Raw genomic sequence first — 26,495 nt, 5'->3', positions numbered from 1 at the left:
GTTCTTTTACGAAAATACTTTCAAAAACAACAATCTTTTAGAAAGGCTCTTTTCGTAAACAATGTTCCTATATGAGTGGTTCAATTTCCGCTCCAGGATGCTCGCTTTCCGCGGGGCGGGCGGTGAGCCTCCTCGTCCCTAACGCTCCTGCGGGGTCTCACCTGTCCCGCTAGTCCCGCAGGAGTCGAGCATCCTTCCGCTCCAATCACTAAGTGTGGTTTTTTATTCAATAATTGTTTCAAAAACAACAATCTTTTAGAAAAGAGCCTTTAGAAAAGAGCCATTTAAAAAAATCATTCTTTATAAATGAAAAAAGCAGCAAGTGGATCACACCTGCTGCTTTCTCTAATACGTTACACAAGATACGCAACGAGAATTGAAAGAACGAAGAACAAAACGGCGAGTACGACCGTTACTTTATTTAAAACCGCTTCAAACCCACGGGCTTTCTGTTTTCCGAATAATTGTTCCGCTCCACCTGTAATCGCTCCTGATAATCCAGCGCTTTTACCTGATTGAAGCAAGACAACAGTGATTAATAAGACTGATACGATAACTAACGCAATTGTTGCTGCAAGATGCATGATTCCACCTCCCGGACTATAGCCTTTCCAATACTATAAATTTACCATAAAATTTTCAGTAAAAGCAATCTATTTCGGGAATAGAGGACATTCTCATACCTTCTTAACATTGTGTTAACACTTCTTGAGTGGTACCAACTGTTTTTGTAGACCTTGTTGCGATAAGAGTGGTGGCTGATTTGCGCTCCAGGTGCTCGCTTTCCGCGGGGCGGGCGGTGAGCCTCCTCGTCGCTTACGCTCCTGTGGGGTCTCACCTGTCCCGCTAATCCCGCAGGAGTCGAGCACCTTCCGCTACAATCAGCTGTGAAGTGTGGTTCGTCATACAAACCCGTCTTCAAAACAAAATCACTTAAAAAAGGCTATGTTAGCTCATATTGTTAATTTCTCGATTTTTGGCTTATTCGAGTGAAACCTCAGTTTCACTCGCCTTTCAGCTCTGCTGAAAGGTCGCCCTGGGGTGACCAATCGTCTGAGCAAATGAATTTGCTCGAAGCGTTTGGTCACCCCAGGGCGTAAATGAGCCAAAAATCAATACCGTTTATTAACATAGCCTAGAAAAAGAAAAGCACCCATCAAAAGAAACCCCCGCGCTTTCACGCGGGGGTTGTTCAACTTACTTCTTATCTAAGTTGTAGAAGCTAGTGCGACCACCGTAGATTGCAAGGTGCTCAAGCTCGTCTTCGATACGAAGAAGCTGGTTGTACTTCGCAACGCGGTCCGTACGAGACGGTGCGCCTGTTTTGATTTGTCCAGCATTTGTTGCAACAGCGATGTCAGCGATTGTTGTATCTTCTGTTTCACCAGAACGGTGAGAGATAACAGCTGTGTAACCAGCGCGTTTCGCCATTTCGATTGCATCAAACGTTTCAGTAAGTGTACCGATTTGGTTAACTTTAATTAGGATCGAGTTACCTACGCTACGCTCGATTCCTTCAGAAAGTTTGTTTGTGTTTGTAACGAAAAGATCGTCACCAACAAGTTGAACTTTCTCACCAAGAGCTTGAGTAAGTTTCTCCCAACCTTCCCAGTCGTTTTCATCAAGACCGTCTTCGATCGAGATGATCGGGTATTTCTCACAAAGCTGGCTGTAGAATTCGATCATTTCTTCAGACGTTTTTACAACGCCTTCTCCAGCAAGGTTATATTTACCGTCGCTGTAGATTTCAGAAGATGCAACGTCAAGTGCGATCATAACTTCTTCGCCTGGCTTGTAACCAGCTTTTTCGATTGCTTCAATGATTGTTTGGATCGCTTCTTCGTTTGAACCAAGGTTAGGAGCGAATCCACCTTCGTCACCTACAGAAGTGTTAAGTCCTTTTGCTTTAAGAACACCTTTCAAGCTGTGGAAAATTTCTGCACCTGTACGTAGTGCTTCTTTGAAAGAAGGTGCGCCAACAGGCATAACCATAAATTCTTGAATGTCTACGTTGTTATCAGCGTGCTCTCCACCGTTAAGGATGTTCATCATTGGTGTTGGAAGAGTTTTCGCGTTGAATCCACCAAGGTATACATAAAGTGGTAGTTCAAGTTCTTCAGCAGCAGCACGAGCTACAGCCATAGATACACCAAGGATAGCGTTAGCGCCAAGGTTACCTTTGTTGTCAGTACCGTCAAGGTCGATCATCATGTGGTCGATTCCTAGTTGGTCATAAACGCTCATACCTACTAGCTCAGGAGCGATTGTTTCGTTAATGTTCGATACTGCTTTTTCTACACCTTTACCAAGGTAACGATCTTTGTCACCGTCACGAAGCTCAACTGCTTCGTATTCTCCAGTGGATGCACCAGATGGTACCATTGCGCGTGCTTTTACGCCCGCGTCTGTAAATACTTCTACTTCAACTGTTGGATTACCACGGGAGTCTAGGACTTCGCGTGCATATACGTCAGTAATGATTGGCATAATGTCATCTCCTTTAAATGTTCGTTATTTAATTAATGATTTTCCTGTCATTTCTTTCGGTTGCTTGCCGCCAAGCAAATCAAGAAGGGTTGGTGAAAGGTCCGCAAGAATACCATCTGTACGAAGCTCAGCACCGTCTTTTGTAACAATAACAGGTACAGGACTCGTTGTATGAGCAGTCATCGCATCGCCATCAAGCGTTGTAACTTCATCTGAGTTCCCGTGGTCAGCGGTAATAATGGCATGTCCGCCTTTTTCAGTAATTTTGTCCACGATCTTACCAAGACATTCGTCTACAGCTTCAATCGCTTTGACTGTCGGTTCAAGCATTCCGGAATGCCCTACCATGTCAGGGTTAGCAAAGTTCAAAATAATCGCATCGTGCTTATCGGCATCGAGTTCTTTCAGTAACGCGTCCGTTACTTCGTAAGCGCTCATCTCCGGCTTCAAGTCATAGGTTGCAACCTTCGGAGAGTCGATAAGAATACGTTCTTCACCAGGAAACTCTTCTTCGCGTCCACCGCTAAAGAAGAAAGTAACGTGTGGGTATTTCTCTGTCTCAGCAATACGAAGCTGAGTGTAATCCTGTTGTGCTAATACTTCGCCAAGCGTGTTATCAAGATTTGTTGGTTTGAAAGCAACGTCGCCTCCAACTGTTTCACTAAAACGAGTAAGTGAGACAAAGTGGAGATTTTTAGGACGTTCTTCTCCACGATCGAAACCGCGGAAATCATCATTCGTAAAGACTTGTGAAATCTGGATTGCTCGGTCAGGACGGAAGTTAAAGAAGATCACTGCGTCTTCATCATCTACCGTCGCAATCGGTGAACCGTCTTCTTCAGTCATGACAGAAGGAAGAACGAATTCATCATAGATTTCATTTTTGTAATTATCATCAACTAATTCGTATGGGTCTTTGTAAGAAGGACCTTCACCGTATGCCAGGGCACGGTAAGACTTCTCTACACGATCCCAACGCTTGTCACGGTCCATGGAATAATAACGGCCTGATAGCGTCGCTAGACGACCAACGCCGACTTCTTTCATTTTGTCCTCTAACTGCTCAATGTAGGTTTTCGCAGATTGTTGGCCAACATCACGACCATCAAGGAATCCGTGAACATAGACATCTTCTAGTCCTTGCTTTGCAGCTAGTTCAAGAAGAGCAAAAAGATGTTTGATGTGACTATGAATACCACCGTCAGAAAGAAGTCCGAACAAGTGTAGGCTTGTCCCCTTTTTCTTCGCATGGTCAATAGCCTCTAGAAACGTTTCGTTCTCGAAGAAGTCGCCTTCTTCAATAGAAAGATTCACTCTTGTTAAACTTTGGTACACAATACGGCCTGCGCCGATATTCAAGTGACCAACTTCAGAGTTACCCATTTGTCCATCTGGAAGTCCAACAGCTTTACCACTCGCCTGTAGGGTAGCGTGTGGGTATTGGTTCCAATAACGATCAAAGTTAGGTTTGTTAGCGTGTGCTACGGCATTTCCTTTTTCCTCATCCCTTAGGCCGAAACCATCAAGGATAATTAAAGCTTCTGGCTTTTTAGGCATTCTGACCAGCCTCCAAAAGCTGAAGGAAAGATTTCGCATCAAGGCTCGCGCCGCCGACTAAAGCTCCATCAATGTCGGATTTACCCATAAGCTCTTCAATGTTACCAGGTTTAACACTGCCACCATATTGGATACGAACCGCATTAGCTGTTTCGTCAGATGTTTCATCTTTTAGTACGCCGCGGATAAACGAACATACATCGTTCGCTTGATCGCTTGTTGCTGTTTTACCAGTTCCAATTGCCCAGATAGGCTCATATGCAATAACAGATTGAGCTACCTGTTCATTTGTAAGACCAGCAATTGCTTTTTGAACTTGTGCTTTCACGATATCTTCTGTAACGTCGCTTTCACGCTGTTCAAGCGTTTCACCAACACAGATGATCGGTGTTAGGTTATGTTTGAACGCAGCATGAGTCTTCTGGTTAACAACTTCGTCCGTTTCACCAAATAGCTCACGACGTTCTGAGTGGCCAAGAATAACGTAGCCTACTCCAAGATCGTTAAGTGCTACAGGGCTAATTTCACCTGTAAACGCGCCGTTTTCTTCAAAGTGCATATTTTGAGCACCTACATGAAGTGCTGTTCCTTCTAGCTCATCCGTTAAATAATCAAGGAAAAGAGCAGGAGCACAGACAACGGAATCTACGCGATTGCCATCAGGAATAAGTCCTTTCACTTCGTCAACAAAGCTTTTTGTTTCCGTAAGTGTTTTGTTCATCTTCCAGTTACCTGCGATGATTGGTTTGCGCATGTTCACTCACCATCCTTTTTAGAATTAAACATAAGTATTTTACTTGTCATTAAGTGCGACAACGCCTGGAAGTTCTTTACCTTCCATGAATTCAAGAGATGCACCGCCACCAGTAGAAATATGACTCATTTGATCAGCATATCCGAATTTCTCTACAGCTGCTGCAGAATCTCCGCCACCGATAACAGAGTACGTGTCATTTGCATTTGCTAGAGCTTCAGCTACAGCTTTTGTACCATTAGCATAAACTTCTAGTTCAAATACACCCATTGGTCCGTTCCAGATAACGAGTTTAGAGTCAGCGATTACTTTGCTGTACGTTTCTCTCGTTTTCGGTCCGATATCAAGTGCTTCCCAATCGGAAGGAATTTCTTCGATGCTTACGACTTTCGTGTTTGCATCATTTGAGAAATCATCACCAATGATAACGTCTTCTGGCATGTAGAAGTTAACGCCTTTTTCTTTTGCCTTATCCATGAATGATTTAGCAAGATCGATTTTGTCTTCTTCAAGAAGAGACAAACCAACTTCATGTCCAAGTGCTTTCACAAATGTATAAGCAAGACCGCCGCCAATGATCAAGTTATCTACTTTATCAAGTAGGTGATCAATTACACCGATTTTGTCTTTTACTTTTGCTCCACCAACGATAGCTGTGAAAGGACGAGATGGCTCTGTTAGAGCACTACCAAGTACTTCAAGCTCTTTTTCCATCAAGAAACCAGCTACAGCAGGAATATGATGAGCAATACCTTCTGTTGAAGCATGCGCACGGTGTGCAGCTCCAAAAGCATCGTTTACATAGAGATCTGCCATTGCAGCAAATTTCTTCGCAAGTTCTTCATCATTCTTCTCTTCTCCAGCTTCAAAACGAACATTCTCAATAAGAAGAAGATCGCCTTCTTGAAGGTCTTCAATAGCACGGTCTACTTCTTCACCATAGACAGCGTCTGTTTTTGTAACGGTTTTGCCAATGAGATCACTTAAGCGGTCTGCAACCGGATCAAGACGTAACTCATCAACAGCTTCACCTTTAGGACGACCCAAATGACTTGCAAGGATTACTTTTGCTCCTTGATCAGACAAATGCTGAATCGTAGGAAGTGCAGCTTTAATGCGTGTTTCGTCTGTTACCTTTCCATCTTTCATAGGTACATTGAAATCAACGCGGCAAAATACCTTTTTGCCTTTTAACTCGACGTCGCGAATTGATTTTTTGTTCATCACGCGTGTCCTCCTCTGCAAAAATTAATAAAGGTAATCTCTCAAACCTTTTAAATGGAGCTATAATTCCTAAAATACATGGAAAAGGAGGAAGGCTCAAGACTTCCTCCTCCTCTATTAACAATTCTTATTATAGCCCTTTTGCAGCAATGTAGTCGACTAGGTCTACAACGCGGTTAGAATAACCCCACTCGTTGTCGTACCAAGAGATAACTTTTACCATGTTACCATCGATACCCATTGTAGAAAGACCATCTACGATTGAAGAATTAGGGTTACCATTGTAGTCTTTTGATACTAGTGGCTCGTCGCTGTAACCAAGGTATCCTTTAAGGTCGCCTTCAGCAGCTTCTTTAAGAGCAGCGTTTACTTCGTCAACAGATACATCAGCATCAAGTTCAGCTACAAGGTCAACGATTGATACGTTTGGAGTAGGTACACGCATAGCCATACCATTCAACTTACCATCAAGCTCTGGAAGTACAAGAGATACTGCTTTAGCAGCGCCTGTAGATGTTGGAATGATGTTTTCAGCTGCCGCACGTGCACGACGGTAGTCTTTATGTGGAAGATCAAGAATTTGCTGATCGTTTGTATAAGAGTGAGTTGTTGTCATTAGACCACGCTTGATACCGAACTTGTCGTTCAATACTTTAGCAACTGGTGCAAGACAGTTTGTTGTACAAGATGCGTTTGAGATTACGTGGTGGCTAGCTGCATCGTACTTGTCTTCGTTAACACCAAGAACAACTGTGATGTCTTCGTCTTTAGCTGGTGCGGAGATGACAACTTTCTTAGCGCCTGCTTCAAGGTGCTTCGCAGCGTCTTCACGGTTTGTGAAACGTCCAGTGGATTCGATAACCACTTCAACACCAAGGTCTCCCCAACCAAGTTGTGCAGGGTCGCGCTCAGAAAGAACTTTGATTTCAGTTCCGTTAACTACAAGGTTCTCACCGTTAACTTCTACTTCTACATTAAGTTCTCCGTGTACGGAATCGTATTTAAGAAGATGCGCAAGCATGTTTGCATCTGTAAGATCGTTTACAGCTACGATATCAACACCAGGGTTGTTTAGTGCTGCGCGGAATACATTACGTCCAATACGTCCAAAACCGTTAATACCTACTTTTGTTGCCATTGTGTAGTTCCTCCTTGAATTTCCTCGTTTCCCGAGGTGTGTTTTATTTATTAAAGGGATGTACCCTCTAGTAACGCTTTTGCTGCACCTTCATCAGTGACGAGGATGCTTTGAATGCCAGTCTTTAGATAGGCTTCGATGGCTTTCGCTTTCGAACGGCCGCCGGCTACCGCAATGACTAGTTCACTTCGTTCCAAATCTTCGAGTTGCAGTCCGATTGTCTTCACTTTATGAACGACTTCTCCTGACTGATTGAAGTAATACCCGAACGCTTCAGCGACAGCGTGTTCCTGCTCAATCTTGTCAATCACATCAAGCGTGGATTTACGCCTCTGCGCCATTGTTTTAGCTTCTCCAATCCCATGAATCACAATACCGGCTGACTTGATAATTCCAAGTAAATCTTTCACACCAGGTTCTTCAATTAAAGATTGATAAGCCTCTTCGCTTAATTGATCAGGTACATGAAGCAAACGATAATCAGTATGGGCTTTTCGCGCCATCTTCGCACATATGGTGTTTGCCTGATTTTCAACCTGTTCGCCAAGACCACCACGGGCCGGTACAAACAGCGTTCCTTCCATATCAGACGAAGGAATCATCATGTCGGCTACACCTGCGAGTGTGGTACCGCCTGTTACAGCAATCACTCTACGCGTGAGCTGAAACTTTTTCAAGCGTCCCACTGCGGCTCTACCCATTTCTTTCTTTACCCAGGGAGTATCATCGCTATCACCAGGAACAATAAAGACTTCTGGAATGTTGAGCGCTTCTTTCAAACGTTCCTCAAGGTTATCAAGACCGGATACTTCATTCATAACCGGTTCCAATTCCATTAGAAGCTGTTCGCCTTCCTCGGTCAAATGCATGCCTTGGATAGACATTTCAAGCAACCCCTGATCTTTCAGGAAAGTAACTTCACTTCTAAGTACCCTTTCGGTTATATCGAGACTGTTCGCAAGACTGCGTCTACCAATTGGCTGCATCAGTCTTAACTGTCTCAATACTCTATAGCGCTTATTCATAACCTCCAGCATGTCCGGTAATAGTTTTTGTTGAAGTGACAATAATGAGCGCATAATTCGTCTCCCCTGTGATTCTTTTCTTTTCCTAACTGAGACGTATTATGTCCCGCTTAGACATTTTTAGTCCCACCTGGATCAAAAAAGAACTTCTTACAATTTTCATTGTAGCAGTTGCCAAAAGCATGGGCAACTATGATATACTGAAAATTTTAAAGTAAGCGTTTTCTTAGCGATATTTTTGATAATCGCCCATAATCGACTACTTCTCCATCCACTTCAACTACTGGAATCATCACCATAAACTTCTCCAAAAGTTCTTCATCTTGATAAATATCCTCTGTTTCAAAGGTAAAGTCCACCTCTTCTTGGAGATCTTGGAGAAGGTAATATGCTTCATCGCAAAGAGGACAATTCTCCTTCGTATACAAAATAACCGACTTTCCCATCTACTAAACCTCCTGTCTTTCTTTAGTTTACTGAATAGAAGAATTCTAAGCAAAAAAAATCAGCTGCCTCTGCAGCTGTTATACAAACCTTTTTCGTTTTGAAGAACTAACGATGTTCAATTCATCTCGATACTTCGCAATTGTTCTTCTCGATACTTCCACGCCTTTCTGGATATGAAGCGCTTCTACTATTTTCTGATCCGAGAGTGGCTTTAGCTTACTCTCATTCTCAACAAGTTCCTTAATGAACAATTTTACACTAGATGAAGAGGTACCTTCTAATGAGTCACTCGATAGTCGTGAAGTAAATAAATCTTTTAATGCAAACAAACCATGAGGCGTTTGGACATATTTACTTTTGATTGCTCGACTCACCGTTGACTCATGAACGTTCGCTTCCAACGCCACTTCTTTCAATGTTAAAGGTGCAAGATCAGCTACACCATATTTCAAGAATCTTTGCTGATGCATTATAAAAACTTTCATAATTGAACGCAGCGTTTGCTTCCTTTGCTCGATGCTTTTTAATAGCCAGTTAACCTGCTGGTACTTATCTTTTAAATATTCAGCTGCTTCAATCGTTTTAAATGATTTATAGTCGTTACTTACTTTCATAGCGGGTAATTCGTCATCTAATAAGGTGATTGTAAATGTACCGTTCTTTTCGACAATCATTACATCTGGCACAACGTAAGACGGTCTCTCAACAGCCCATTTTGACCCTGGACGAGGATCGAGTGTTGCAATTAGGTCAGCTGCACGCTGTATTTCTACTGTGGATACGCTGTACTCTTTAGCAAGGTCTCTAAACTTTTTCTCTGCTAGCGCTTTCAAATTCTCTTGAACTAAAACACGAGCCAGCTCATTTAATGAATTCGATTCATTAAGCTGTAAATAAAGACATTCCGAAAGAGAACGCGCGCCAATTCCTATAGGATCAAGAAGCTGAACATGTCGAACCGCTTCGTCTATTTCGTCTTTCTGTACATGAAGTAAAGACATCATTTCAAATTCATTCAATCTTAAATAGCCGGCATCATCCACGTTATCGATAAGGTAATGAACAAGACTTTCAATCCTGGGTGTCAGCTTTAAACATCTAGCTTGTTCGTGAAGCTCATCCTGTAAGGTTTTTCTTGATTCCGCATACTCGAGTGGATCCTTCTTGGTCTCCCCATCATATACTCGTTTCGAAGAACGAACGCCACCTTCCCAGGATGAAGTCTGCAATTCTATAAGAGGATTCTCAAGAGCCTGCTCTTTCACATACTCCATTAATTCAGCCGTAGAATATTGTAGTATCGAAATTGCCTGATGCAACTGGGTTGTCATGACTAGTTTCGTTGTCTGCTTTTGAATCAATCCTAATTCCATCGCAATCCCTCCACCTTTATCATACTATATAGCTTTATCTTATGGTATGGAAAAAAGAAAATCACCAGAATTTTCTGTTACTTAACGGCAGGTCTTGACACCTTTTTTTATGTAAATTGATGAAAAAGCCCGTCCTTAGGTCAAATTTCTACATAAACTGTCTTATAGAGAGAAAAGGAGGCAAATACCATGGATTTAGCTGTATATGGAATTGCTTTGCTTCCAGTCATCATTGGAATTGTTCACCTTTTTAAGGTGTTTGGTTTTCCGTGTAGATTTTCACCCATCCTTTCAATCGTTATCGGAATTGTGATGAGTCATGTTTATGTCGATCCCGGAGATTTCAAGAAAGCCTTCTTTGTTGGATTATGGCTTGGTTTATGCGCTACTGGAATGCACTCAGGCTTCAAAAACACGATGATTGGAGCAAGCAAAAAACAAAAAGACGAAGATGAAAATAAGCCGTGTTAGAAGGTAAGACTAATAGCACGAAGAGTGGACGAGTTCTACTCTTCTTTTTTATTGGCTTTTTTCTAAAGTCTCTTATCTAAAAGATTGTAGCTTTTGATACAAATATTGAAAAAAAACCACAATTAGTGATTGGAGCAGAAGGATGCTCGACTCCTACGGGATGAGCGGGACAGGTGAGACCCCTCAGGAGCGATAGCGACGAGGAGGCTCAAGTGTCCCGCCCCGCGGAAAGCGAGCATCCTGGAGCGGAAATTACCCCACTCCTATAGCAACGATGTTTACGAAAAGAGCCTTTTTATTTCATAGAAAACAAGAAACCATCCATAACAGTCTTTATCGCACCCTGATCTATTGAGCACAAAAAATCCCCCTCGCATTGCGAGAGGGATTGTGAAATTATGTAATTGGTGCGCCCGGAGGGATTCGAACCCCCGACTGACGCGGTACCGGAAACCACCGCTCTATCCGACTGAGCTACGGGCGCATGTTCAGCGCAAGGATTATTATACGTGATGACCCTCTTTTTTGCAAGATGAGTTTTCCCTATCCTACCGGCTTTACTTATTCAAATACCCTATTGCTTTTATACTACTTCTTGACGTCTCAAACGTCTCATAGTAAAGTTGAACCAAACACATGTTCTCAACAGGCGGTGGCATTCATGTTCCAATTAAGTAAAGAAGAGACTAAGGCTGTACGAAATTACATCATACTTCCTTACCTTAAAAAAGTGCTGGAACTCGATATGAATTGGATTGCACATTCTCATATGAAACTTCCACGACCTTATTTGGAACTTTTACGTCATGTCGTTTCACTTGCTGTTCAAGATTTAAAACAAGCAAAATCGCTTCTCTATTCGAAAGGTATTCGAGTTTATATAGAGAATACAAAAGATGAGATTGTTATTTGTACAGTGTATTGTCGTGGCTATAATCAAACGTACCGTTATAGTTCTGTTCAAATAAGAAATCAAGTAGAGAGAAGAATCACCGCATACTTTCTTACGGATAGTCGCTTTCAAAAAAGGAACAGTCGATCCGTTTAAAATAAAGGAACGCGGGGAAAATGGATGTAGGTGGACGGGGGAAAGCAACCTCTATTCCTCTATTGATAAAATCGCACAGCACTTCATTTGACCTATATTGACCTTTTAGGTATGATGAACGTACAGCAACTACATATTTAATGAAAATAAGGGAGGAATTTAAAATGGTTTTAATTCCAACGGTAATTGAACAAACAAACCGCGGTGAAAGAGCGTACGACATCTATTCTCGTCTTCTTAAAGACCGCATCATCATGCTTGGTACTGCAATCGATGATAACGTATCAAACGCAGTAGTAGCACAGCTACTTTTCCTAGCAGCTGAAGATCCTGACAAAGATATTTCACTTTACATTAACAGCCCTGGTGGTTCAATCACAGCAGGAATGGCAATTTACGATACAATGCAGTTCATTAAACCAAAAGTTTCTACTATCTGTATTGGTATGGCAGCTTCCATGGGGGCATTCCTTCTTGCAGCTGGTGAGCCAGGAAAACGTTATGCACTTCCAAACAGTGAAGTTATGATTCACCAACCATTAGGTGGTACGCAAGGTCAAGCATCAGACATTGAGATTCACGCAAAACGCATTATCCAAATGCGCGAAAAGCTTAACAAAATTCTTGCTGAGCGTACAGGTCAGCCACTTGAAACAATTGATCGCGACACTGATCGTGACCGTTTCATGGAAGCAAATGAAGCGAAAGAATACGGCTTGATCGACGAAGTAATGGAGAAAAAAGCTTAAAACGTTCAAAACGCCTCTCCCGAAATGGGAGAGGCGTTTTTTTGTCGTGTTTTAATAGAAGCTTCTTTCTAAAGAGTTTATTGCTTTCGAACGGTTTAGTATATGAGAAACGCACGACATAATTGATTGGAGCGGAAGGGTGCTCGACTCCTGCGGGATTAGCGGGACAGGTGAGACCCCGCAGGAGCGTAAGCGACGAGGAGGCTCACCGCCCGCCCCGCGGAAAGCGAGCACCCTGGAGCGGAAATAACACCAGAAAACATAAAAAAAGGCTTCTGCTAGGTTTTAGCGGAAGCCTGTCATGCTAACCTTTTTGTACAAATTCGATTAATGAAGAGATCGCATCTTCTTCATCATTGCCGTCTACTGTCAAGATAACAGAAGCTCCTGTTCCAACAGCTAGGCTCATGATACCCATAATGCTTTTGGCATTTACTTTTTTCCCATCTTTTTCGAGGAAAATGTCCGAGTTAAATCGATTTGCTTCCTGAACGAATAATGCCGCAGGGCGTGCTTGCAATCCTGTATCTAACGTAACAACAACTTCTTTTTGAACCACTTCTTCATTCCTCCCATTAAATAGAGCAGATGATTAACCTACCTGAGCGTTATGGCAAGACATCACTGAATTCTATACTTTCTTATTATTTGGATAAGTAAGCGCTATCTCAAAATCAGAAAAAGTTAGAAAAACGTGTGCTCCATTCTGAAGACAACGTTTTTCTTATTGTAACTTACTTATTAGTAGAAAAAGTAGCTCTCCACCAACTGCTGGTGGAAGCTTTTCTTTTTCAACTGTTCATTTATGAAATAGGACTACCTGTTCGCAGTTTGTCGGCAATCTGATCAATCTTACGCAAACGATGATTGATGCCCGATTTGCTTATTGCTCCACCAGTTACCATTTCACCAAGTTCTTTCAACGTGACATCCTGATGCTTTACACGAAGAACAGCGATTTCCCTCAATTTATCAGGGAGAATCTCAAGTCCAACCTCTTTTTCGATGAAACGGATGTTTTCAACCTGACGAAAAGCTGCGCCGACAGTTTTGTTCAAATTGGCAGTTTCACAATTTACAATTCGATTAACCGAATTGCGCATATCTTTCATAATGCGGACATCTTCGAAATAGAGGAGCGCCTGATGTGCACCTACTACACTTAGAAACTCTGTGATTTTCTCGCCTTCTTTGATATAAACAATATAGCCTTTTTTTCGTTCAAGCATTTTAGCATTTAATCCGAACTCATTCATTAAGTTACAAAGAGATTCTGTATGCTCTTCATACATGGAGAAGATCTCTAGATGGTAAGAAGTTTCCGGATGGTTAATGGATCCTCCAGCAAGAAATGCTCCTCTTAGATAAGAACGTTTACAGCAATTTTTTTTCGTAAAATCGATAGAAATAGTTCTAGTGAATGTGAATGCACTATCCATAATACCAAGATCCTCAAGTAATTCTCTCGCCTTCGCGGATACACGAACAATGTAAACATTGTTCTTCTTAAGTCTCATTTTCTTACGGACTAGCAGTTCAACATCATAATTGTAAATTCGCTTAATAAGCGTATAGATCCTTCTTGCAATGGCAGCATGTTCAGTCGGAATATTCAGGATCAATTGTCTGTTACCAAACGATATAGATCCGTTCATTCGTATGAGTGCTGCTAGCTCTGATCTTGCACAGCATGCTTTACTTTCTAGCTGTGTTAACTCTTTCTTTGTATCAGCAGCAAATGACATTGCCATCCCCCCTTTTCCATGCAGGGACCCCACTGACCCTTCACCCTGATTTTTTATCGTCTAATAACGATAAAAGAATAGATGATATCTTCTTCGCATCATGGCGTACATACTTCTCATCGTATTGGATAATCTTATCACTTATAACTTCAAAACCAAAGCTCTTTAGACGATTTTCGTCGTATTGCACAACTTCTGCTCGTTCTTGTGCATAGCGTTTTGCATAAAAAGATGGAATAATCTGTTCGTTAACAATAATGGTATCCATAAGTTTATAACCGATGTGGTCAATGAGTGCCTGCACGTGGTCACTCGCTGTATAATTTTCTGTCTCACCTAACTGGGTCATCACGTTACATACGTATACTTTTCTTCCCTTTGCTTGCCGGATTTCATGTGCAACGCCCGGCACTAGTAAATTTGGAAGGATACTTGTATAAAGACTCCCTGGACCAAGTACAATGAGATCCGCTTCACGAATCGCCTGTAACGATTCCGGAAGAGCTTTAATACCAGGTGGTGAGAGGAATACTTTTTTAATGGTCTTGTTCATTTTTGGAATTTGAGATTCGCCTTTAACAAATGTACCATCAGCCATTTCAGCATGTAGAACAACGCTTTGATTAGATGCAGGAAGTACCTTACCGCGTACGTTAAGAACACGGCACATTTCTCTCACACCTTGAACAAAATCTCCGGTAATATCAGTCATCGCTGCAAGCATTAAATTGCCAAGTGAATGTCCTGATAGACCATTTCCATTCTTAAAGCGGTGTTGCATAAGTCCTTCTAGTAAAGGTTCAACCTCTGATAAAGCCGTAATTACGTTTCGCACATCGCCTGGCGGAGGAATATCAAACTCTTCACGCAAACGTCCTGAACTTCCTCCGTCATCTGCGACCGTAACAATTGCAGTAATGTCTACAGGAAACGTTTTAAGTCCACGAAGTAGTACAGATAGGCCTGTTCCTCCACCAATGACAACAGCCTTTGGCAGATTAGTGTCATCCATATTAGTTATGACCCTTCCCTTTTTCAATATCCCTGTGGGTAATGTTGGTTCGGTACTCCAATTCGAAATGCTTTCCAATATGCTCAGCAAAGGCAACAGATCGATGCTTACCACCAGTACATCCTATTCCAATCACTAACTGGCTTTTCCCTTCCCTCTTATATTGAGGAAGCATGTAGGCTAACATATCAATCAATTTCGCAAGAAACGTTTGCGTTTCTTTCCACTTAAATACATAGTTCGCGACTTCTTCTTCCACTCCTGTTTTTGGACGCAAATGCTCGACATAATGAGGATTTGGAAGGAAGCGAATATCAAAGACAAGATCGGCGTCAATTGGTATACCGTACTTGAACCCAAATGACATCACATTAACTCCAAAGTTCTCTTTCTCGTTATTGGTGAACCGATCCATAATTTTTTCTCTAAGCTGGACCGGTTTAATGTCACTCGTATCGATAATTTGCTGAGAGCGTCCCTTTAACTCTTCAAGCATTTCTCTCTCTTTCTTAATTCCTTCGAGCGGCAAGCCTTCAGGTGCAAGTGGGTGAGATCGTCGTGTTTCCTTGTAGCGTCGCACTAATGTTGAATCTTTTGAATCTAGGTAAAGAATTTCCGCATCGAGGCGGTCATGTGTATCGAGGTGATCAACAGCTTCGACTAGATGATCAAAGAAGTCACCACCGCGGAGATCCATTACAAGCGCTACTTTATTCAGCTTTCCCTCTGATCCGTCGACCATTTCAACGAACTTCGGTAAAAGCGCAGGTGGTAAGTTATCAATACAGAAGTACCCGATGTCCTCAAAACATTGCATGGCAACTGTTTTACCAGCGCCGCTCATGCCTGTAATAATGACCATATGAATGCGTTTGTCGTTAGATTCGGTCATTTTCCCCACTCCATTCTCAGTTTCTCTTATTGTTCCACTTTGATTAAGACGGGTCTAGCCTATAAGAAAGTAGCTTGAAGTCAGGTGTATAAGTAAATGTGCCGTAAATAATACCGTGACCTTTTAACATGTAATCAAGAATATGATAATCACCTGGAGCCATAGGAAGTTCGCTAACTTCTTCTGTTTTAACCCAGGAAACTTTGCCTTCATCTGACTCTTTCACAGACTCCCCATCGTATTCAGTTGCGAGGAACGTGAACATCATCCATTCTGATTTTGTAACATCATTTTCTTTAATAATAAACGTGAAAATCCCTTTAAGTTTCGGGTTCTTTAAGTAGACTCCCGTTTCTTCTCGAAACTCTCGAATCACCGAATCGCGAATCGATTCTTCCGATTCCATTTTGCCACCTGGTGCAACCCACCATCCGCGTCTTGGCTTTTTCAGTAGAAGTACTCGATCATTAGCTTGGTCGTTTAAAATACAGTTTGTTACGCGTTGCACAATTGTCACCCCAATTCGGTCATCCGATTTTTAATACGAGAGTCTGAACGTACGACAGACTTCAATATTTTCTAACCATAGTATACTATGATTAAAGTTCATGAACAATGAGAGCGGTTCGGAAGGTAGAAGATGGTGATTTAAAATCTGTCATTTTCGTCATTTTAATGGCTGTTTTCGTAATCATTGTTGAAATAAGAGTAAGGGGATTTCCGCTCCAATCAGCTAAGTTTGGTTCTTTATACATTTTTTTCAAAAGCAACAATCTTTGAGAAGAGAGCCTAGTTAATTGAATTAAGCTGATCACATTACCCCTATACAACCATTGTGTTTTAAAGTACAAAAAAAAGCGCGGAGCAAATGTCCGCGCAATGACTAACTATGTTAAAGGGGGTTAAATCTAATTCAAGTTTACCCCACTTATATTGCATCGCTGTTACAGGAGAATTAAAACCGAATTACGCAAAAAAACCGCGGGTGACAGGCACCTGCGGTTACCTGCGGTTTTTGTCAAAAAAAGCAGAGAATCCTTAGATTCTCTGCTTTTGTACGTTATTATACGACCGCTTCTTTTCCTGCATCTTGAAGTGTTTCGATATAGTGCTGAACGGATTGTGCAGCGATACTGCCATCACCAGTTGCAGTTACGATTTGACGAAGCATTTTGTCACGGATATCACCAGCTGCAAAAATTCCTGGAACGTTTGTAGCCATGTTCTCATCCGTTACAATGTATCCTTCTTCATTCGTAATATCTAGACCACTTACTGCTTGGTTCAGTGGAAGCATACCGATGTAGATAAAGACACCATCTGCGCTAAATTCACGTTCTTCACCAGTTTCAGTGTTAACAAGAAGGGTTTTGCTTACTTTACCGTTCTCACCGAGAATTTCTTTCACTGTGTGGTTCCAGATAAAATCAATTTTCTCGTTATCAAATGCACGCTGTTGAAGAATCTTCTGAGCGCGAAGCTGATCACGTCTATGAACGATTGTTACTTTAGAAGCAAAACGTGTTAAATAAACGCCTTCTTCAACTGCGGAGTCTCCCCCACCAATAACAACAAGTTCTTTATTCTTAAAGAAAGCACCGTCACATACTGCACAATAAGATACGCCACGACCGCTGTACTCTGCTTCTCCAGGTACACCGATTTTTTTGTATTCTGCACCGCTTGTTACGATTATTGCTTTTGCGTGATACTCTTTATTACCGGCAACAACTGTTTTATAGTCGCCGTTATCACGGATTTCCTTCACATCACCATACTGGTATTGAGCTCCAAATTTCTTCGCATGTTCAAACATTTTTGTTGAAAGATCCGGGCCTAGAATGTGATCAAACCCTGGATAGTTTTCTACGTCTTCTGTATTTGCCATTTGTCCGCCTGGAATCCCGCGTTCAATCATGAGAACATCGAGATTTGCGCGAGAAGTGTATACAGCTGCAGTCATACCTGCAGGGCCAGCACCAACAATAATGACATCATGAATTTTTTCAGTCATCTGTTTCACTTCCTTTGATTTATATGAATTATTTATATTAATTATTAAAAAGTAATGTTTCTTGTCTAGAATAATAGCTCAATGTGCTTTAAATGTCTACCCGTTTGCTCACAGCTCTTCGCTCTCAAGTAAACTTGCTATTTTTTTGCGGTAAGAGTAAACAGTAGAAGTCGAGATTCCGAACGCATTAGCTATTTCAGTCTGTGATACGTGTGACTCATTCGCACTCTTCCACATGTATAGCATAGCTGCAGCTGTTCCTTTTGCATTCTGGAAAGAAAGCTTTCTTTCTGAAAGTTTAACATAGCAGCGTAGCCAAGTGGTTGCAATAAGCTCATGCAATTCAGAGTCACTAATGTTTGCCTGTTCAAGTTCAGCAATCACACGCATTCCAGAAAGTACGTGTTCTGGAAAATCATTAACGTTAGTCACTGTAAACTCATTGTCCTCTGTTAAAACGCGAACAGGTTCACCAGATAGGGTTAACGCAATGTAGGCTGAAAGCTCTTTAATAATCGTGGGCTCGTCCTTCCGTTTACAATACGTTTGAAGAAGAGAAGCACTCTCCGCGTCGCGTCTCGTATAAAGAAGCATAAGATGCGTCATTCTAGCGTGATAATCATGCTTTTTCTCTTTTTCATCTTTAACTTCAGTGGCTTGAGAACGATAGGAAACACGATTTTTCTTTAGCGTTCCTTCTTCTAATTTAGTAAGATGGCCTATCGCAATCTGATTAGTTGGGTCTAGTTCTTTCATTTTGTTCCAGTAACGCTTAGCGAGCTCTGGACGATCAAGTTGAAAAGAAGAGACAGCCATCCAATGGTAGAAAGAAACATCCCATGAGTGGCGCGTTACTTCTACTTTACGAAGCCAGTGAAATGCTAGCTCATGCTCACCAAGAAACCCAAATGTACTACCGAGCTTATAAGAATGATCTGGATGGATCGGATAGACATTCTTTAATCGCTCTAGCATAAGATCACGTTTTACATGCTGACCAAGGAAGTCATAGAACAATGCAAGGTTACAAACCGCATTCAGATTGCCCTCGTTTTTCGTAAGAACGAGATCAAGGACACGTATCGCTTCCTCAAATTGCTCATCATAGAAATACGCAAGTGCAAGATTATTATAAGCTGGCCAGAATTCAGTGTAAGCGTCCGTCATATTCTCAAGCAGATCGATTGCTTCAGAAAATCTTCCCGACTCAATCGCTTTTCGTGCTTCTTCATGCTCAAGAATAAGCTGTTCTTCGTCCCCGAGTTCTTGAGGTAAATCCTCAGATTTCTCAAGTAAAATCAAGTCAACAAGTTCTTCTGCATCTTCAACAAACTCACCATCTGGTTCATGGTTAAGGTATTTTTGTGCATTTTCTTCGGTTTGTTTAAAAAGACCCATATGAGCGTAATTATTTGCTAGAAAGAAATAGCAATCATAATACTCAGGATCAAGATCATCTAGAACGAATGTTAACCATTCGTTGGATGCTTCATATTCACCTAATTCCGACAGGACCGCTGCAAGTTGACATATATAATCGACTTCTTCGGGTGAAAGTTTGACAGCACGTTCAAGGTGCTGTTTTGCTTTATCGAGGTTTCGCTGCTGATAGGCTCTCATCGCCTTTTTATAAAAATAATCTCCGCTCTGTACGAACGGAATCAGCCGGCCTTTCATTTCCGAAGAAGCAAGAAGTTGTTTCTTCATGTTTTCCCCCATTAATTTCATCAAAATAATTCTACTACCAGTCATATCCGTTCAAAAGTATAACATACATCTTCACCCAGTCGTGTAAGAAAAAAGTAGAAATACTTGCCTATTAAAAGGTTTAAGGCAGATGCCTTATTTAAAGGGGAGAACCACACGCAAACTAAAAACGAGCTCGAAAGCTCGCTTTTATTTCCACATATCTTTCCTGCGCTTCATAATCTCATCAGCAATGAAGCCTACTCCCATACCAAGAAGCACACCCGGTCCCGGTTGACCGAGAAACAAGCCTATTGCAAGTCCAACAAACATAAAACCTACAAACATGATTTTACTCCCCATTTCATTACTCTCATTTCCTATTTCTACGAGTATAAGGGGAAAAGGTTTCATTATTTGGAAGCGTGACGTTTTTCAAGCACGTTGAGTACATCATCAAGAGGACATCCCTGCTCTCTTAATAGAACCATAAGGTGGAATAGAAGATCCGCAGACTCCCAGGTTAATTCTTCAAGATCGCGGTTCTTCGCAGCAATAATCACTTCAGATGCTTCTTCCCCAACCTTCTTCAAAATCTTATCTACGCCTTCACTAAAGAGATACGTTGTGTAAGCTCCTTCTGGACGTTCTTCGTGACGCTTTGCAATAATTTCTTCTAGTGTATTTAGAATAGCGAAGCGATTCTCTTCAGGCGTTACCTCATTACCTAGTAACGAATCAGAAAAACACGTGTAGTCTCCTTTATGACAAGCTGGTCCAGCCGGCTTAACTAGAACGAGCACCGCATCCTGATCGCAATCATAGCGAAGGTCCGTAACGGTCTGCGTGTTTCCTGAGGTTTCGCCCTTATGCCATAACTCTTCACGTGAACGACTATAAAACCACGTTTCTTTCGTTTCAATCGTTTTAGTAAGCGATTCTTTATTCATATAAGCAAGGGTTAATACTTCCTTACTTGCTGTATCCTGCACAATAGCTGGAACAAGACCTTTTTCATCAAATTGGATCATATCTAGATTCATCGAATTGCCACCCCGTTTTGTTTTAAGTACTCTTTCACATGTGTGAGTGAGGTTTCTTTGTAGTGGAAAATAGATGCTGCAAGTGCCGCATCTGCAGAAGCATCATTGAAAACATCTAGAAAATCGTCTGAAGAACCAGCACCACCTGATGCAATGACTGGAATCGTGACCGCATTTCCAATCGCTTTCGTAAGGGAAATATCGAAACCGTCTTTGCTACCGTCCGCATCCATACTCGTTAGAAGAATCTCACCTGCTCCCATTTCCTGTGCCTTCAAAGCCCATTCTACAGCATCCCATTCTGTTGCTGTTCGACCACCATGCGTATAGACACGCCAAGACCCGGTCTCTTCTTCCCACTTTGCATCGATTGCAACGACCATGCACTGTGTTCCAAAATAGTCTGCACCTTCACGAATTAGTTCCGGACGAAGTACAGCTGCTGTATTCATGGATACTTTATCAGCTCCTGCGCGAAGAACACGTTTCATGTCTTCAAGCTTGTTGATGCCACCGCCAACTGTAAAGGGGATAGCAAGCTCAGCTGCGACCTGGCGCACAACATCAACCATTGTTTCTCTTCCTTCATGTGATGCTGAAATATCGAGAAAAACAAGTTCATCTGCGCCTTCTTTATCGTACACTCTTGCAAGCTCTACTGGGTCTCCAGCATCACGAAGACCGACAAACTGAATCCCTTTTACAACTCGGCCTTCTTTCACATCAAGACACGGGATAATTCGCTTCGTTAGCATCCTTATACCTCCAGTGCTTGTTCTAACGTGAACTGATTTGTGTAGAGCGCCTTACCAATAATAGCACCACTGATTGAATCACTTCGTTCACGAAGACTTAGCACATCATCAAGTGAGCTCACACCACCAGATGCGATAACTTCCTTACCTGTTGCTTCGCCGAGTTCAGCAATCGCCTCGACGTTCGGTCCAGATAGTGTGCCATCTTTTGAAATGTCAGTGAAAATGAACACCTCTGCTCCGTGATTAGCAAGCTCCTTACCAAGGTCAACCGCCTTAACTTCCGATGTTTTTAGCCAACCTTCAACAGCCACGTATCCATCGCGCGCATCAATTCCAATTGCGATTTTTTCTTTATAACGAGAAAGCATTTTCTTAACGAAATCGGGGTCTGAAATCGCACTACTTCCTAGAATAATGCGGTCAACTCCGTTATCTAAGTAATACGCTACATCTTCTTCTTTACGAATTCCGCCACCAATTTGAACGCGAGCGTTTAGTTTGTCTGCAACTTCCAAAACATAACGATCGTTCACTCGTTTGCCTTCTCGAGCTCCATCAAGATCAACCATGTGAATCCATTCTGCACCGTCGTCAGCGAATTTCTTTGCCATGTCAAAAGGTGAATCTCCATAAATTGTTTCCTGATTGTAATCGCCTTGAAGGAGACGAACGCACTTGCCGCCTCTCATATCAATTGCTGGATAGATTGTCATTGCCATATTATGCGTCATTCCTTTCAACGTATTGGGCATAGTTTCTGAGAATCGTAAGTCCTGCATGACTGCTTTTCTCTGGGTGGAATTGTGTACCAAACACGTTTCCTTTTCCAACAACCGCAGGTACTTCTTCTGCATAGTCTGCAGATGCGATCAGCACATCACGATCTTCTGTATCAACATAATAAGAGTGAACAAAGTAGACATGTTCATCCCCTACTTCATTCATAAGGAAAGATTCCGGTTTCTTAATATCTAGCTTGTTCCACCCCATATGAGGGACTTTATAAGATGTTCCGGATGAGTCTTGACCTGGAAACTTCTTCACTTTACCTGGTAGAAATGAAAAGCCTTCTGCAAAGCCATTTTCATTACTTTCTTCAAAAAGAAGCTGCATGCCAAGACAAATGCCAAGAAGGGGTTTACCACGAGCTACTTCTTTATCTATAAACGCTTTTAATCCTGTTTCATTCAATATCGCCATTGCATCTCGAAAAGATCCTACTCCAGGAAGAAGAAGACCTGTCGCTTTTGATAGTTCTTCCTCTTCTTCTGAAACGAAGTAATCATATCCGAGACGTTCAAGCGCTTTACTCACGCTATACAAATTGCCCATTCCATAGTCAATAATACCAATCATCTATAGCATCCCTTTCGTTGAAGGAACACCTTTTACACGAGGATCAATCAGCGTTGCTTCATCCAATGCTCGTCCAAGTGCTTTGAAAATCGCCTCAATAATGTGATGCGTATTATGGCCGTAGTGAACGATGACATGCAAATTCATTCGTGCTTCAATCGCAAGCTTCCATAGAAATTCATGAACAAGTTCTGTATCAAAGGTACCAACTCGTGTGGATGGTAATTCAACGCGATATTCAAGATGTGGACGATTGCTTAAATCAACAACAACCTGGGCAAGCGCATCATCCATTGGTACAAACGCATTGCCATATCGCTTGATGCCTTCCTTCGAGCCAAGCGCTTGCTTTAACGCTTCGCCAAGACAAATACCAATATCTTCAGTTGTATGATGATCATCAATTTCTGTATCGCCATTCGCTGCGATCGCTAAGTCGAACTTTCCATGCTTTGTGAACAGGTCGAGCATGTGCGTTAAAAACGGAACGCACGTCTGTAGATCTGACTTCCCTTCTCCATCTACCCCGAAAGAAAGGTTAATAGACGTTTCAGATGTTTCTCTAGCAATGGAACTTACTCTCTCTTCACTCATTTCAAATCCTCCAATCGAAGTTCAACCGCTCTTGCGTGAGCACCGAGCCCTTCAAGCTTTGCAAGCGCAGCAATGCTATTGCCGTTCTGCTTCATTGCTTCTTTACTATACGAAATCACACTCGATTTCTTAATAAAATCATCCACTGAAAGAGGACTAGAAAAACGAGCTGTCCCATTCGTTGGTAGAACGTGATTTGGTCCTGCAAAGTAATCACCAACCGGTTCCGAGCTATAAGGTCCAAGGAAGATCGCACCTGCATGACGAATTTTCCCAAGTAACGTCATTGGCTCATCTACCATAATCTCAAGGTGTTCAGGTGCTAGATCATTCACTGCTTCAACGCCTGCTACCATATTGTCAACAACGTAAATGACGCCATAATCTTCAATCGATTTCGAAGCGATTTCGGCACGTGGAAGCTCTGCAAGCTGCTTCTCTACTTGTTCTTGAACGCGCTCAGCAAGTACTTGAGATGGTGTAACAAGTACTGCGCTTGCGCGTTCATCATGCTCAGCCTGTGATAGCAGATCTGCTGCAACATAAGCAGGATTCGCTTGTTCATCGGCTAGAACGACGATTTCACTCGGTCCTGCAATCATATCAATATCGACAATACCAAACACTTCTCGTTTGGCAAGAGCGACGAAGATATTTCCTGGACCGACGATTTTATCAACTGCAGAAATCGATTCTGTTCCATAAGCAAGGGCAGCGACAGCTTGTGCACCACCCGCTTTAACAATCTCGGTAACGCCTACTTCATTAGCAGCAACAAGTACGCCTGCTGGCACTTTTCCTTCTGAATCAGGAGGTGTAACCATTACAATTCTCTGAACGCCTGCCGCTGTAGCAGGGATAACGTTCATTAGAACAGAAGAAGGATAAGCAGCTTTGCCTCCTGGCACATATACGCCAACAGAATCTAGTGGCGTTACTTTCTGGCCAAGTAGCGTACCATCCAGAGACGTTGTAAACCATGACTCTCGACGCTGACGCTCATGAAATGTTTTGATGTTCGAGGCGGCTTCTTGAATAATTGCAACAAGCTCGTCAGACAATTCCCCATACGCTTGTTCAATTTCTTCACTCGTTACGCGCAAATCATCGAGTGTAGCACCGTCAAATTTTTTCGTGTATGTTTTAACGGCATCATCACCGTTTGTTTTAACCTGCTCAAGGATCGAGAGCACAACCTGACGTTGCTCCTCTGTTCCTTCTTCAATAGACCGCTTAATGGAAATCCCGTCGTTCATGTTAACGATTTTCATCTCCGCTACCTCCTTCCACAACAGCTGAAAGACGCTCGACCATATCATCAATAATGGCATCTTTTGTTCGATAGCTTACTGGGTTTACGATAAAGCGAGATGTTATCGGCTCAATAAACGCCGTTTCCATTAGTCCGTTCTCCGTTAACGTTCGTCCTGTTGAAACAATATCGACAATGCGATCCGCAAGGCCTATTAACGGCGCAAGTTCAATAGATCCGTTCAATTTAATAATCTCTACTTGCTCACCTTGCTCTCGAAAATAATTAGAAGCAACGTTCGGATACTTCGTTGCAATCTTTGGAGCAACTCCTTTGATTGGACCATCTGAAAGCCCAGCCACAGCGAGATAGCAGCCGCTGATTTTCAAATCAAGTACTTCATAAACATTGCGTTCTTCTTCAAGCATTACATCTTTTCCAGCAATCCCAACATCAGCAACACCGTGTTCAACATAAGTTGGAACATCCATCGGCTTCGCTAGAATGAAACGGATATTCTCTTCCTCAATATCTAGAATCAGTTTTCTTGAATCATCAAATTCAGGAGGGAGCTTGTAACCAGCTTGACGAAGCAACTCAGATGCTTCGTCAAAAATACGTCCCTTTGGCATTGCGATCGTAAGCATTACAACGTCCCCTTTCCGTTCTTACCAATCATATATACAACATCATCAAAACGTTCTGAGTACTCATCAAGATTCGTAATGCCGCTCAGTTCCTGCATAACGACTTTTTCGCCTTGAGCTCGTCTTTCTGAAGCCTGCTGGATAGCTTCCTCTCTCCGTTCTGGACTAAATATAATCGCATCAGGTAGCTTTTCATCACCCGTTAGGCCAAGCGCTTCAGCCAAATGATCAAGACGAATCCCAAATCCAGTTGCTTGTGCCGGACGATCAAAGCGAGATAATAATTCATCGTAACGACCGCCATTACTTAATGGAACGCCAAGCTCATTTGCGTACCCTTCGAATACGACACCTGTGTAATAACTCATGTGACTAACAAGCGTGAAATCAAACTTAACCTGATCTGCAACCCCATAAGCCTCAAGCGTTTGTATAAGCGTCCGGAGCTCATCTAACACACGTTCACCCGCTTCAGTAGGAAGAAGTTCGATGGCGTCACTTAGCTTAGAACCATCTCCTCTAAGGGTTAGAAGATCCATTAGTCTTTTTTGATCAATTGATGAAAGCGGCATTTCGCGAACGTGCTGACGGTACCCAACGTAGTTCTTCTCATATAAATAGCGACGAAGAACAGCCGCACGATCTTCATTTCCAACAATTGAAAGAAACAGCTCTTGGATAAATCCAACATGTCCAATTGCGATCTGAAAATTCTCAAGCCCTGCTTCTTTTAGAACAGCAGCCATTAAGGCAATGACTTCTGCATCTGCACTAGTCGTGCGATCTCCAATTAACTCGACACCAATTTGTTCAAATTCAGCCGGTTTGCCACCTTCGTCCTCTTGTGCACGGTACACATTAGAATCATAAGCCAAGCGCAATGGAAAAGGCTCTTTCTTCAAACTAGACGCAGCTACGCGGGCGATCGGTGCCGTCATATCGGGTCTTAACACAAGTGTATTCCCACGCTGATCAAGCAGTTTAAAAAGCTGCTGATCTAGAATTGCTGACGCCTCACCTACTGTTTCGTAGTACTCAAGAGTAGGTGTATTCATAAACCGATATCCCCACGTTTCTGTTACGTGTTGAATTTTTTCTCGAATGCTTGTTTTCAGATCGTATAGTAACGGTAGCGTATCTCGCATACCGAGTGGTTTCTCAAATACAAATGGTCTCGTCATTTTTTGCACCTCGCATTTACTTTAGTTCGCTTTACTTTAGTT

29 protein-coding genes and 1 tRNA gene are annotated in these 26,495 nt (G+C 42.2%); 3 read left to right on the top strand and 27 right to left on the bottom strand.

Annotated elements, in window-relative coordinates:
• Positions 1 to 353 precede the first annotated feature (353 nt).
• The 9 genes from secG to rpoN form a co-directional block, all read right to left on the bottom strand.
• Positions 354 to 584 (bottom strand): preprotein translocase subunit SecG, encoded by a 231-nt coding sequence (secG, locus tag AB986_RS14040; RefSeq protein WP_048311759.1) that lies wholly within the window; start codon positions 582 to 584, stop codon positions 354 to 356.
• Between the two features lie 613 nt (positions 585 to 1,197).
• On the bottom strand, positions 1,198 to 2,487 hold the full coding sequence (gene eno, locus AB986_RS14035; protein WP_048311758.1) for a phosphopyruvate hydratase: 1,290 nt from the start codon (positions 2,485 to 2,487) through the stop codon (positions 1,198 to 1,200).
• Positions 2,488 to 2,511: 24 nt separating this feature from the next.
• Positions 2,512 to 4,044, bottom strand: coding sequence for a 2,3-bisphosphoglycerate-independent phosphoglycerate mutase (gpmI, locus tag AB986_RS14030; protein WP_048311756.1), 1,533 nt, complete (start codon positions 4,042 to 4,044; stop codon positions 2,512 to 2,514).
• Entirely contained in the window at positions 4,037 to 4,798 is a 762-nt protein-coding gene (gene tpiA / locus AB986_RS14025; protein WP_048311754.1) for a triose-phosphate isomerase, read from the bottom strand. Before tpiA ends, gpmI begins: the two co-directional genes overlap by 8 nt.
• A gap of 39 nt (positions 4,799 to 4,837) precedes the next feature.
• Positions 4,838 to 6,022 carry a phosphoglycerate kinase gene (locus AB986_RS14020; protein ID WP_048311751.1) on the bottom strand — a complete coding sequence of 395 codons (1,185 nt, stop codon included), beginning with the start codon at positions 6,020 to 6,022 and terminating at the stop codon, positions 4,838 to 4,840.
• 130 nt (positions 6,023 to 6,152) lie between these two features.
• Positions 6,153 to 7,160 carry a type I glyceraldehyde-3-phosphate dehydrogenase gene (gene gap, locus AB986_RS14015; protein WP_048311749.1) on the bottom strand — a complete coding sequence of 336 codons (1,008 nt, stop codon included), beginning with the start codon at positions 7,158 to 7,160 and terminating at the stop codon, positions 6,153 to 6,155.
• Between the two features lie 50 nt (positions 7,161 to 7,210).
• Entirely contained in the window at positions 7,211 to 8,239 is a 1,029-nt protein-coding gene (locus AB986_RS14010) for a sugar-binding transcriptional regulator (RefSeq protein WP_048311748.1), read from the bottom strand.
• Positions 8,240 to 8,394: 155 nt separating this feature from the next.
• Positions 8,395 to 8,631, bottom strand: a complete 237-nt coding sequence (locus tag AB986_RS14005) for a glutaredoxin family protein (protein ID WP_048311746.1) — start codon at positions 8,629 to 8,631, stop codon at positions 8,395 to 8,397.
• A 78-nt stretch (positions 8,632 to 8,709) separates the two neighbouring features.
• Positions 8,710 to 10,005: an RNA polymerase factor sigma-54 gene (gene rpoN / locus AB986_RS14000; protein WP_048311744.1), complete on the bottom strand. Its 1,296-nt coding sequence runs from the start codon at positions 10,003 to 10,005 to the stop codon at positions 8,710 to 8,712.
• Between the two features lie 189 nt (positions 10,006 to 10,194).
• On the opposite strand from rpoN, the gene AB986_RS13995 reads away from it, so the two are divergent.
• Positions 10,195 to 10,476 carry a hypothetical protein gene (locus AB986_RS13995; protein ID WP_048311743.1) on the top strand — a complete coding sequence of 94 codons (282 nt, stop codon included), beginning with the start codon at positions 10,195 to 10,197 and terminating at the stop codon, positions 10,474 to 10,476.
• 405 nt (positions 10,477 to 10,881) lie between these two features.
• Here AB986_RS13995 and AB986_RS13990 read toward each other — a convergent pair.
• Positions 10,882 to 10,960 (bottom strand) — tRNA-Arg (locus AB986_RS13990).
• A 177-nt stretch (positions 10,961 to 11,137) separates the two neighbouring features.
• On the opposite strand from AB986_RS13990, the gene AB986_RS13985 reads away from it, so the two are divergent.
• On the top strand, positions 11,138 to 11,524 hold the full coding sequence (locus AB986_RS13985; RefSeq protein WP_048311742.1) for a YhjD family protein: 387 nt from the start codon (positions 11,138 to 11,140) through the stop codon (positions 11,522 to 11,524).
• 164 nt (positions 11,525 to 11,688) lie between these two features.
• On the top strand, positions 11,689 to 12,273 hold the full coding sequence (clpP, locus tag AB986_RS13980) for an ATP-dependent Clp endopeptidase proteolytic subunit ClpP (RefSeq protein ID WP_048311741.1): 585 nt from the start codon (positions 11,689 to 11,691) through the stop codon (positions 12,271 to 12,273).
• Positions 12,274 to 12,577: 304 nt separating this feature from the next.
• Here the strand turns inward: clpP and AB986_RS13975 are convergent, their stop codons facing one another.
• The 17 genes from AB986_RS13975 to AB986_RS13900 all read right to left on the bottom strand — a co-directional run bounded on the left by AB986_RS13975 (position 12,578) and on the right by AB986_RS13900 (position 26,453).
• Positions 12,578 to 12,832, bottom strand: coding sequence for an HPr family phosphocarrier protein (locus AB986_RS13975; protein ID WP_048311739.1), 255 nt, complete (start codon positions 12,830 to 12,832; stop codon positions 12,578 to 12,580).
• A 244-nt stretch (positions 12,833 to 13,076) separates the two neighbouring features.
• On the bottom strand, positions 13,077 to 14,018 hold the full coding sequence (gene whiA, locus AB986_RS13970; RefSeq protein ID WP_048311738.1) for a DNA-binding protein WhiA: 942 nt from the start codon (positions 14,016 to 14,018) through the stop codon (positions 13,077 to 13,079).
• 40 nt (positions 14,019 to 14,058) lie between these two features.
• Positions 14,059 to 15,030 carry a gluconeogenesis factor YvcK family protein gene (locus tag AB986_RS13965; RefSeq protein WP_048311736.1) on the bottom strand — a complete coding sequence of 324 codons (972 nt, stop codon included), beginning with the start codon at positions 15,028 to 15,030 and terminating at the stop codon, positions 14,059 to 14,061.
• A 1-nt stretch (position 15,031) separates the two neighbouring features.
• Positions 15,032 to 15,922 (bottom strand): RNase adapter RapZ, encoded by an 891-nt coding sequence (gene rapZ / locus AB986_RS13960; protein WP_048311735.1) that lies wholly within the window; start codon positions 15,920 to 15,922, stop codon positions 15,032 to 15,034.
• A 43-nt stretch (positions 15,923 to 15,965) separates the two neighbouring features.
• The gene (locus tag AB986_RS13955; RefSeq protein ID WP_236690384.1) at positions 15,966 to 16,439 is read right to left on the bottom strand and encodes an 8-oxo-dGTP diphosphatase; all 474 of its coding nucleotides are present in this window, start codon (positions 16,437 to 16,439) and stop codon (positions 15,966 to 15,968) included.
• A gap of 82 nt (positions 16,440 to 16,521) precedes the next feature.
• Positions 16,522 to 16,686 (bottom strand): hypothetical protein, encoded by a 165-nt coding sequence (locus AB986_RS22435; RefSeq protein ID WP_236690383.1) that lies wholly within the window; start codon positions 16,684 to 16,686, stop codon positions 16,522 to 16,524.
• Positions 16,687 to 16,985: 299 nt separating this feature from the next.
• Entirely contained in the window at positions 16,986 to 17,936 is a 951-nt protein-coding gene (trxB, locus tag AB986_RS13945) for a thioredoxin-disulfide reductase (protein WP_048311732.1), read from the bottom strand.
• Between the two features lie 108 nt (positions 17,937 to 18,044).
• Complete coding sequence (locus tag AB986_RS21255; RefSeq protein WP_053216191.1) at positions 18,045 to 19,643, bottom strand: helix-turn-helix domain-containing protein; 1,599 nt, start codon at positions 19,641 to 19,643, stop codon at positions 18,045 to 18,047.
• A 189-nt stretch (positions 19,644 to 19,832) separates the two neighbouring features.
• On the bottom strand, positions 19,833 to 19,970 hold the full coding sequence (locus AB986_RS22590; protein WP_169749940.1) for a hypothetical protein: 138 nt from the start codon (positions 19,968 to 19,970) through the stop codon (positions 19,833 to 19,835).
• Positions 19,971 to 20,035: 65 nt separating this feature from the next.
• Positions 20,036 to 20,665, bottom strand: coding sequence for a bifunctional phosphoribosyl-AMP cyclohydrolase/phosphoribosyl-ATP diphosphatase HisIE (gene hisIE / locus AB986_RS13935; protein ID WP_048311731.1), 630 nt, complete (start codon positions 20,663 to 20,665; stop codon positions 20,036 to 20,038).
• Positions 20,662 to 21,420, bottom strand: a complete 759-nt coding sequence (gene hisF / locus AB986_RS13930) for an imidazole glycerol phosphate synthase subunit HisF (protein ID WP_048311730.1) — start codon at positions 21,418 to 21,420, stop codon at positions 20,662 to 20,664. The genes hisIE and hisF overlap by 4 nt, the downstream gene beginning before the upstream one ends.
• 2 nt (positions 21,421 to 21,422) lie before the next feature.
• The gene (gene hisA / locus AB986_RS13925; RefSeq protein ID WP_048311728.1) at positions 21,423 to 22,142 is read right to left on the bottom strand and encodes a 1-(5-phosphoribosyl)-5-[(5-phosphoribosylamino)methylideneamino]imidazole-4-carboxamide isomerase; all 720 of its coding nucleotides are present in this window, start codon (positions 22,140 to 22,142) and stop codon (positions 21,423 to 21,425) included.
• A gap of 1 nt (position 22,143) precedes the next feature.
• Positions 22,144 to 22,779 carry an imidazole glycerol phosphate synthase subunit HisH gene (gene hisH / locus AB986_RS13920; RefSeq protein ID WP_048311726.1) on the bottom strand — a complete coding sequence of 212 codons (636 nt, stop codon included), beginning with the start codon at positions 22,777 to 22,779 and terminating at the stop codon, positions 22,144 to 22,146.
• The gene (gene hisB / locus AB986_RS13915; protein WP_048311724.1) at positions 22,780 to 23,373 is read right to left on the bottom strand and encodes an imidazoleglycerol-phosphate dehydratase HisB; all 594 of its coding nucleotides are present in this window, start codon (positions 23,371 to 23,373) and stop codon (positions 22,780 to 22,782) included.
• Positions 23,370 to 24,644: a histidinol dehydrogenase gene (hisD, locus tag AB986_RS13910; RefSeq protein WP_048311722.1), complete on the bottom strand. Its 1,275-nt coding sequence runs from the start codon at positions 24,642 to 24,644 to the stop codon at positions 23,370 to 23,372. The genes hisB and hisD overlap by 4 nt, the downstream gene beginning before the upstream one ends.
• Entirely contained in the window at positions 24,631 to 25,272 is a 642-nt protein-coding gene (hisG, locus tag AB986_RS13905; RefSeq protein ID WP_048311720.1) for an ATP phosphoribosyltransferase, read from the bottom strand. Before hisG ends, hisD begins: the two co-directional genes overlap by 14 nt.
• The gene (locus AB986_RS13900; RefSeq protein WP_048311718.1) at positions 25,272 to 26,453 is read right to left on the bottom strand and encodes an ATP phosphoribosyltransferase regulatory subunit; all 1,182 of its coding nucleotides are present in this window, start codon (positions 26,451 to 26,453) and stop codon (positions 25,272 to 25,274) included. Before AB986_RS13900 ends, hisG begins: the two co-directional genes overlap by 1 nt.
• Positions 26,454 to 26,495 lie beyond the last annotated feature (42 nt).

The sequence above is a fragment of the Guptibacillus hwajinpoensis genome, assembly GCF_001039475.1.
Lineage (GTDB): Bacteria > Bacillota > Bacilli > Bacillales > Guptibacillaceae > Guptibacillus > Guptibacillus hwajinpoensis.
The sequence above is the reverse complement of the archived record's forward strand: the minus strand, read 5'-3'. Positions and strand labels throughout refer to the sequence as shown.

Coding starts and splice junctions, on each gene's coding strand:
- secG (WP_048311759.1), bottom strand. CDS start 584: ATGCATCTTGCAGCAACAATTGCGTTAGTTATCGTATCAGTCTTATTA.
- eno (WP_048311758.1), bottom strand. CDS start 2,487: ATGCCAATCATTACTGACGTATATGCACGCGAAGTCCTAGACTCCCGT.
- gpmI (WP_048311756.1), bottom strand. CDS start 4,044: ATGCCTAAAAAGCCAGAAGCTTTAATTATCCTTGATGGTTTCGGCCTA.
- tpiA (WP_048311754.1), bottom strand. CDS start 4,798: ATGCGCAAACCAATCATCGCAGGTAACTGGAAGATGAACAAAACACTT.
- AB986_RS14020 (WP_048311751.1), bottom strand. CDS start 6,022: ATGAACAAAAAATCAATTCGCGACGTCGAGTTAAAAGGCAAAAAGGTA.
- gap (WP_048311749.1), bottom strand. CDS start 7,160: ATGGCAACAAAAGTAGGTATTAACGGTTTTGGACGTATTGGACGTAAT.
- AB986_RS14010 (WP_048311748.1), bottom strand. CDS start 8,239: ATGCGCTCATTATTGTCACTTCAACAAAAACTATTACCGGACATGCTG.
- AB986_RS14005 (WP_048311746.1), bottom strand. CDS start 8,631: ATGGGAAAGTCGGTTATTTTGTATACGAAGGAGAATTGTCCTCTTTGC.
- rpoN (WP_048311744.1), bottom strand. CDS start 10,005: ATGGAATTAGGATTGATTCAAAAGCAGACAACGAAACTAGTCATGACA.
- AB986_RS13995 (WP_048311743.1), top strand. CDS start 10,195: ATGGATTTAGCTGTATATGGAATTGCTTTGCTTCCAGTCATCATTGGA.
- AB986_RS13985 (WP_048311742.1), top strand. CDS start 11,138: ATGTTCCAATTAAGTAAAGAAGAGACTAAGGCTGTACGAAATTACATC.
- clpP (WP_048311741.1), top strand. CDS start 11,689: ATGGTTTTAATTCCAACGGTAATTGAACAAACAAACCGCGGTGAAAGA.
- whiA (WP_048311738.1), bottom strand. CDS start 14,018: ATGTCATTTGCTGCTGATACAAAGAAAGAGTTAACACAGCTAGAAAGT.
- AB986_RS13965 (WP_048311736.1), bottom strand. CDS start 15,030: ATGGATGACACTAATCTGCCAAAGGCTGTTGTCATTGGTGGAGGAACA.
- rapZ (WP_048311735.1), bottom strand. CDS start 15,922: ATGACCGAATCTAACGACAAACGCATTCATATGGTCATTATTACAGGC.
- trxB (WP_048311732.1), bottom strand. CDS start 17,936: ATGACTGAAAAAATTCATGATGTCATTATTGTTGGTGCTGGCCCTGCA.
- AB986_RS21255 (WP_053216191.1), bottom strand. CDS start 19,643: ATGAAGAAACAACTTCTTGCTTCTTCGGAAATGAAAGGCCGGCTGATT.
- AB986_RS22590 (WP_169749940.1), bottom strand. CDS start 19,970: ATGTTTGTAGGTTTTATGTTTGTTGGACTTGCAATAGGCTTGTTTCTC.
- hisIE (WP_048311731.1), bottom strand. CDS start 20,665: ATGAATCTAGATATGATCCAATTTGATGAAAAAGGTCTTGTTCCAGCT.
- hisF (WP_048311730.1), bottom strand. CDS start 21,420: ATGCTAACGAAGCGAATTATCCCGTGTCTTGATGTGAAAGAAGGCCGA.
- hisA (WP_048311728.1), bottom strand. CDS start 22,142: ATGGCAATGACAATCTATCCAGCAATTGATATGAGAGGCGGCAAGTGC.
- hisH (WP_048311726.1), bottom strand. CDS start 22,779: ATGATTGGTATTATTGACTATGGAATGGGCAATTTGTATAGCGTGAGT.
- hisB (WP_048311724.1), bottom strand. CDS start 23,373: ATGAGTGAAGAGAGAGTAAGTTCCATTGCTAGAGAAACATCTGAAACG.
- hisD (WP_048311722.1), bottom strand. CDS start 24,644: ATGAAAATCGTTAACATGAACGACGGGATTTCCATTAAGCGGTCTATT.
- hisG (WP_048311720.1), bottom strand. CDS start 25,272: ATGCTTACGATCGCAATGCCAAAGGGACGTATTTTTGACGAAGCATCT.
- AB986_RS13900 (WP_048311718.1), bottom strand. CDS start 26,453: ATGACGAGACCATTTGTATTTGAGAAACCACTCGGTATGCGAGATACG.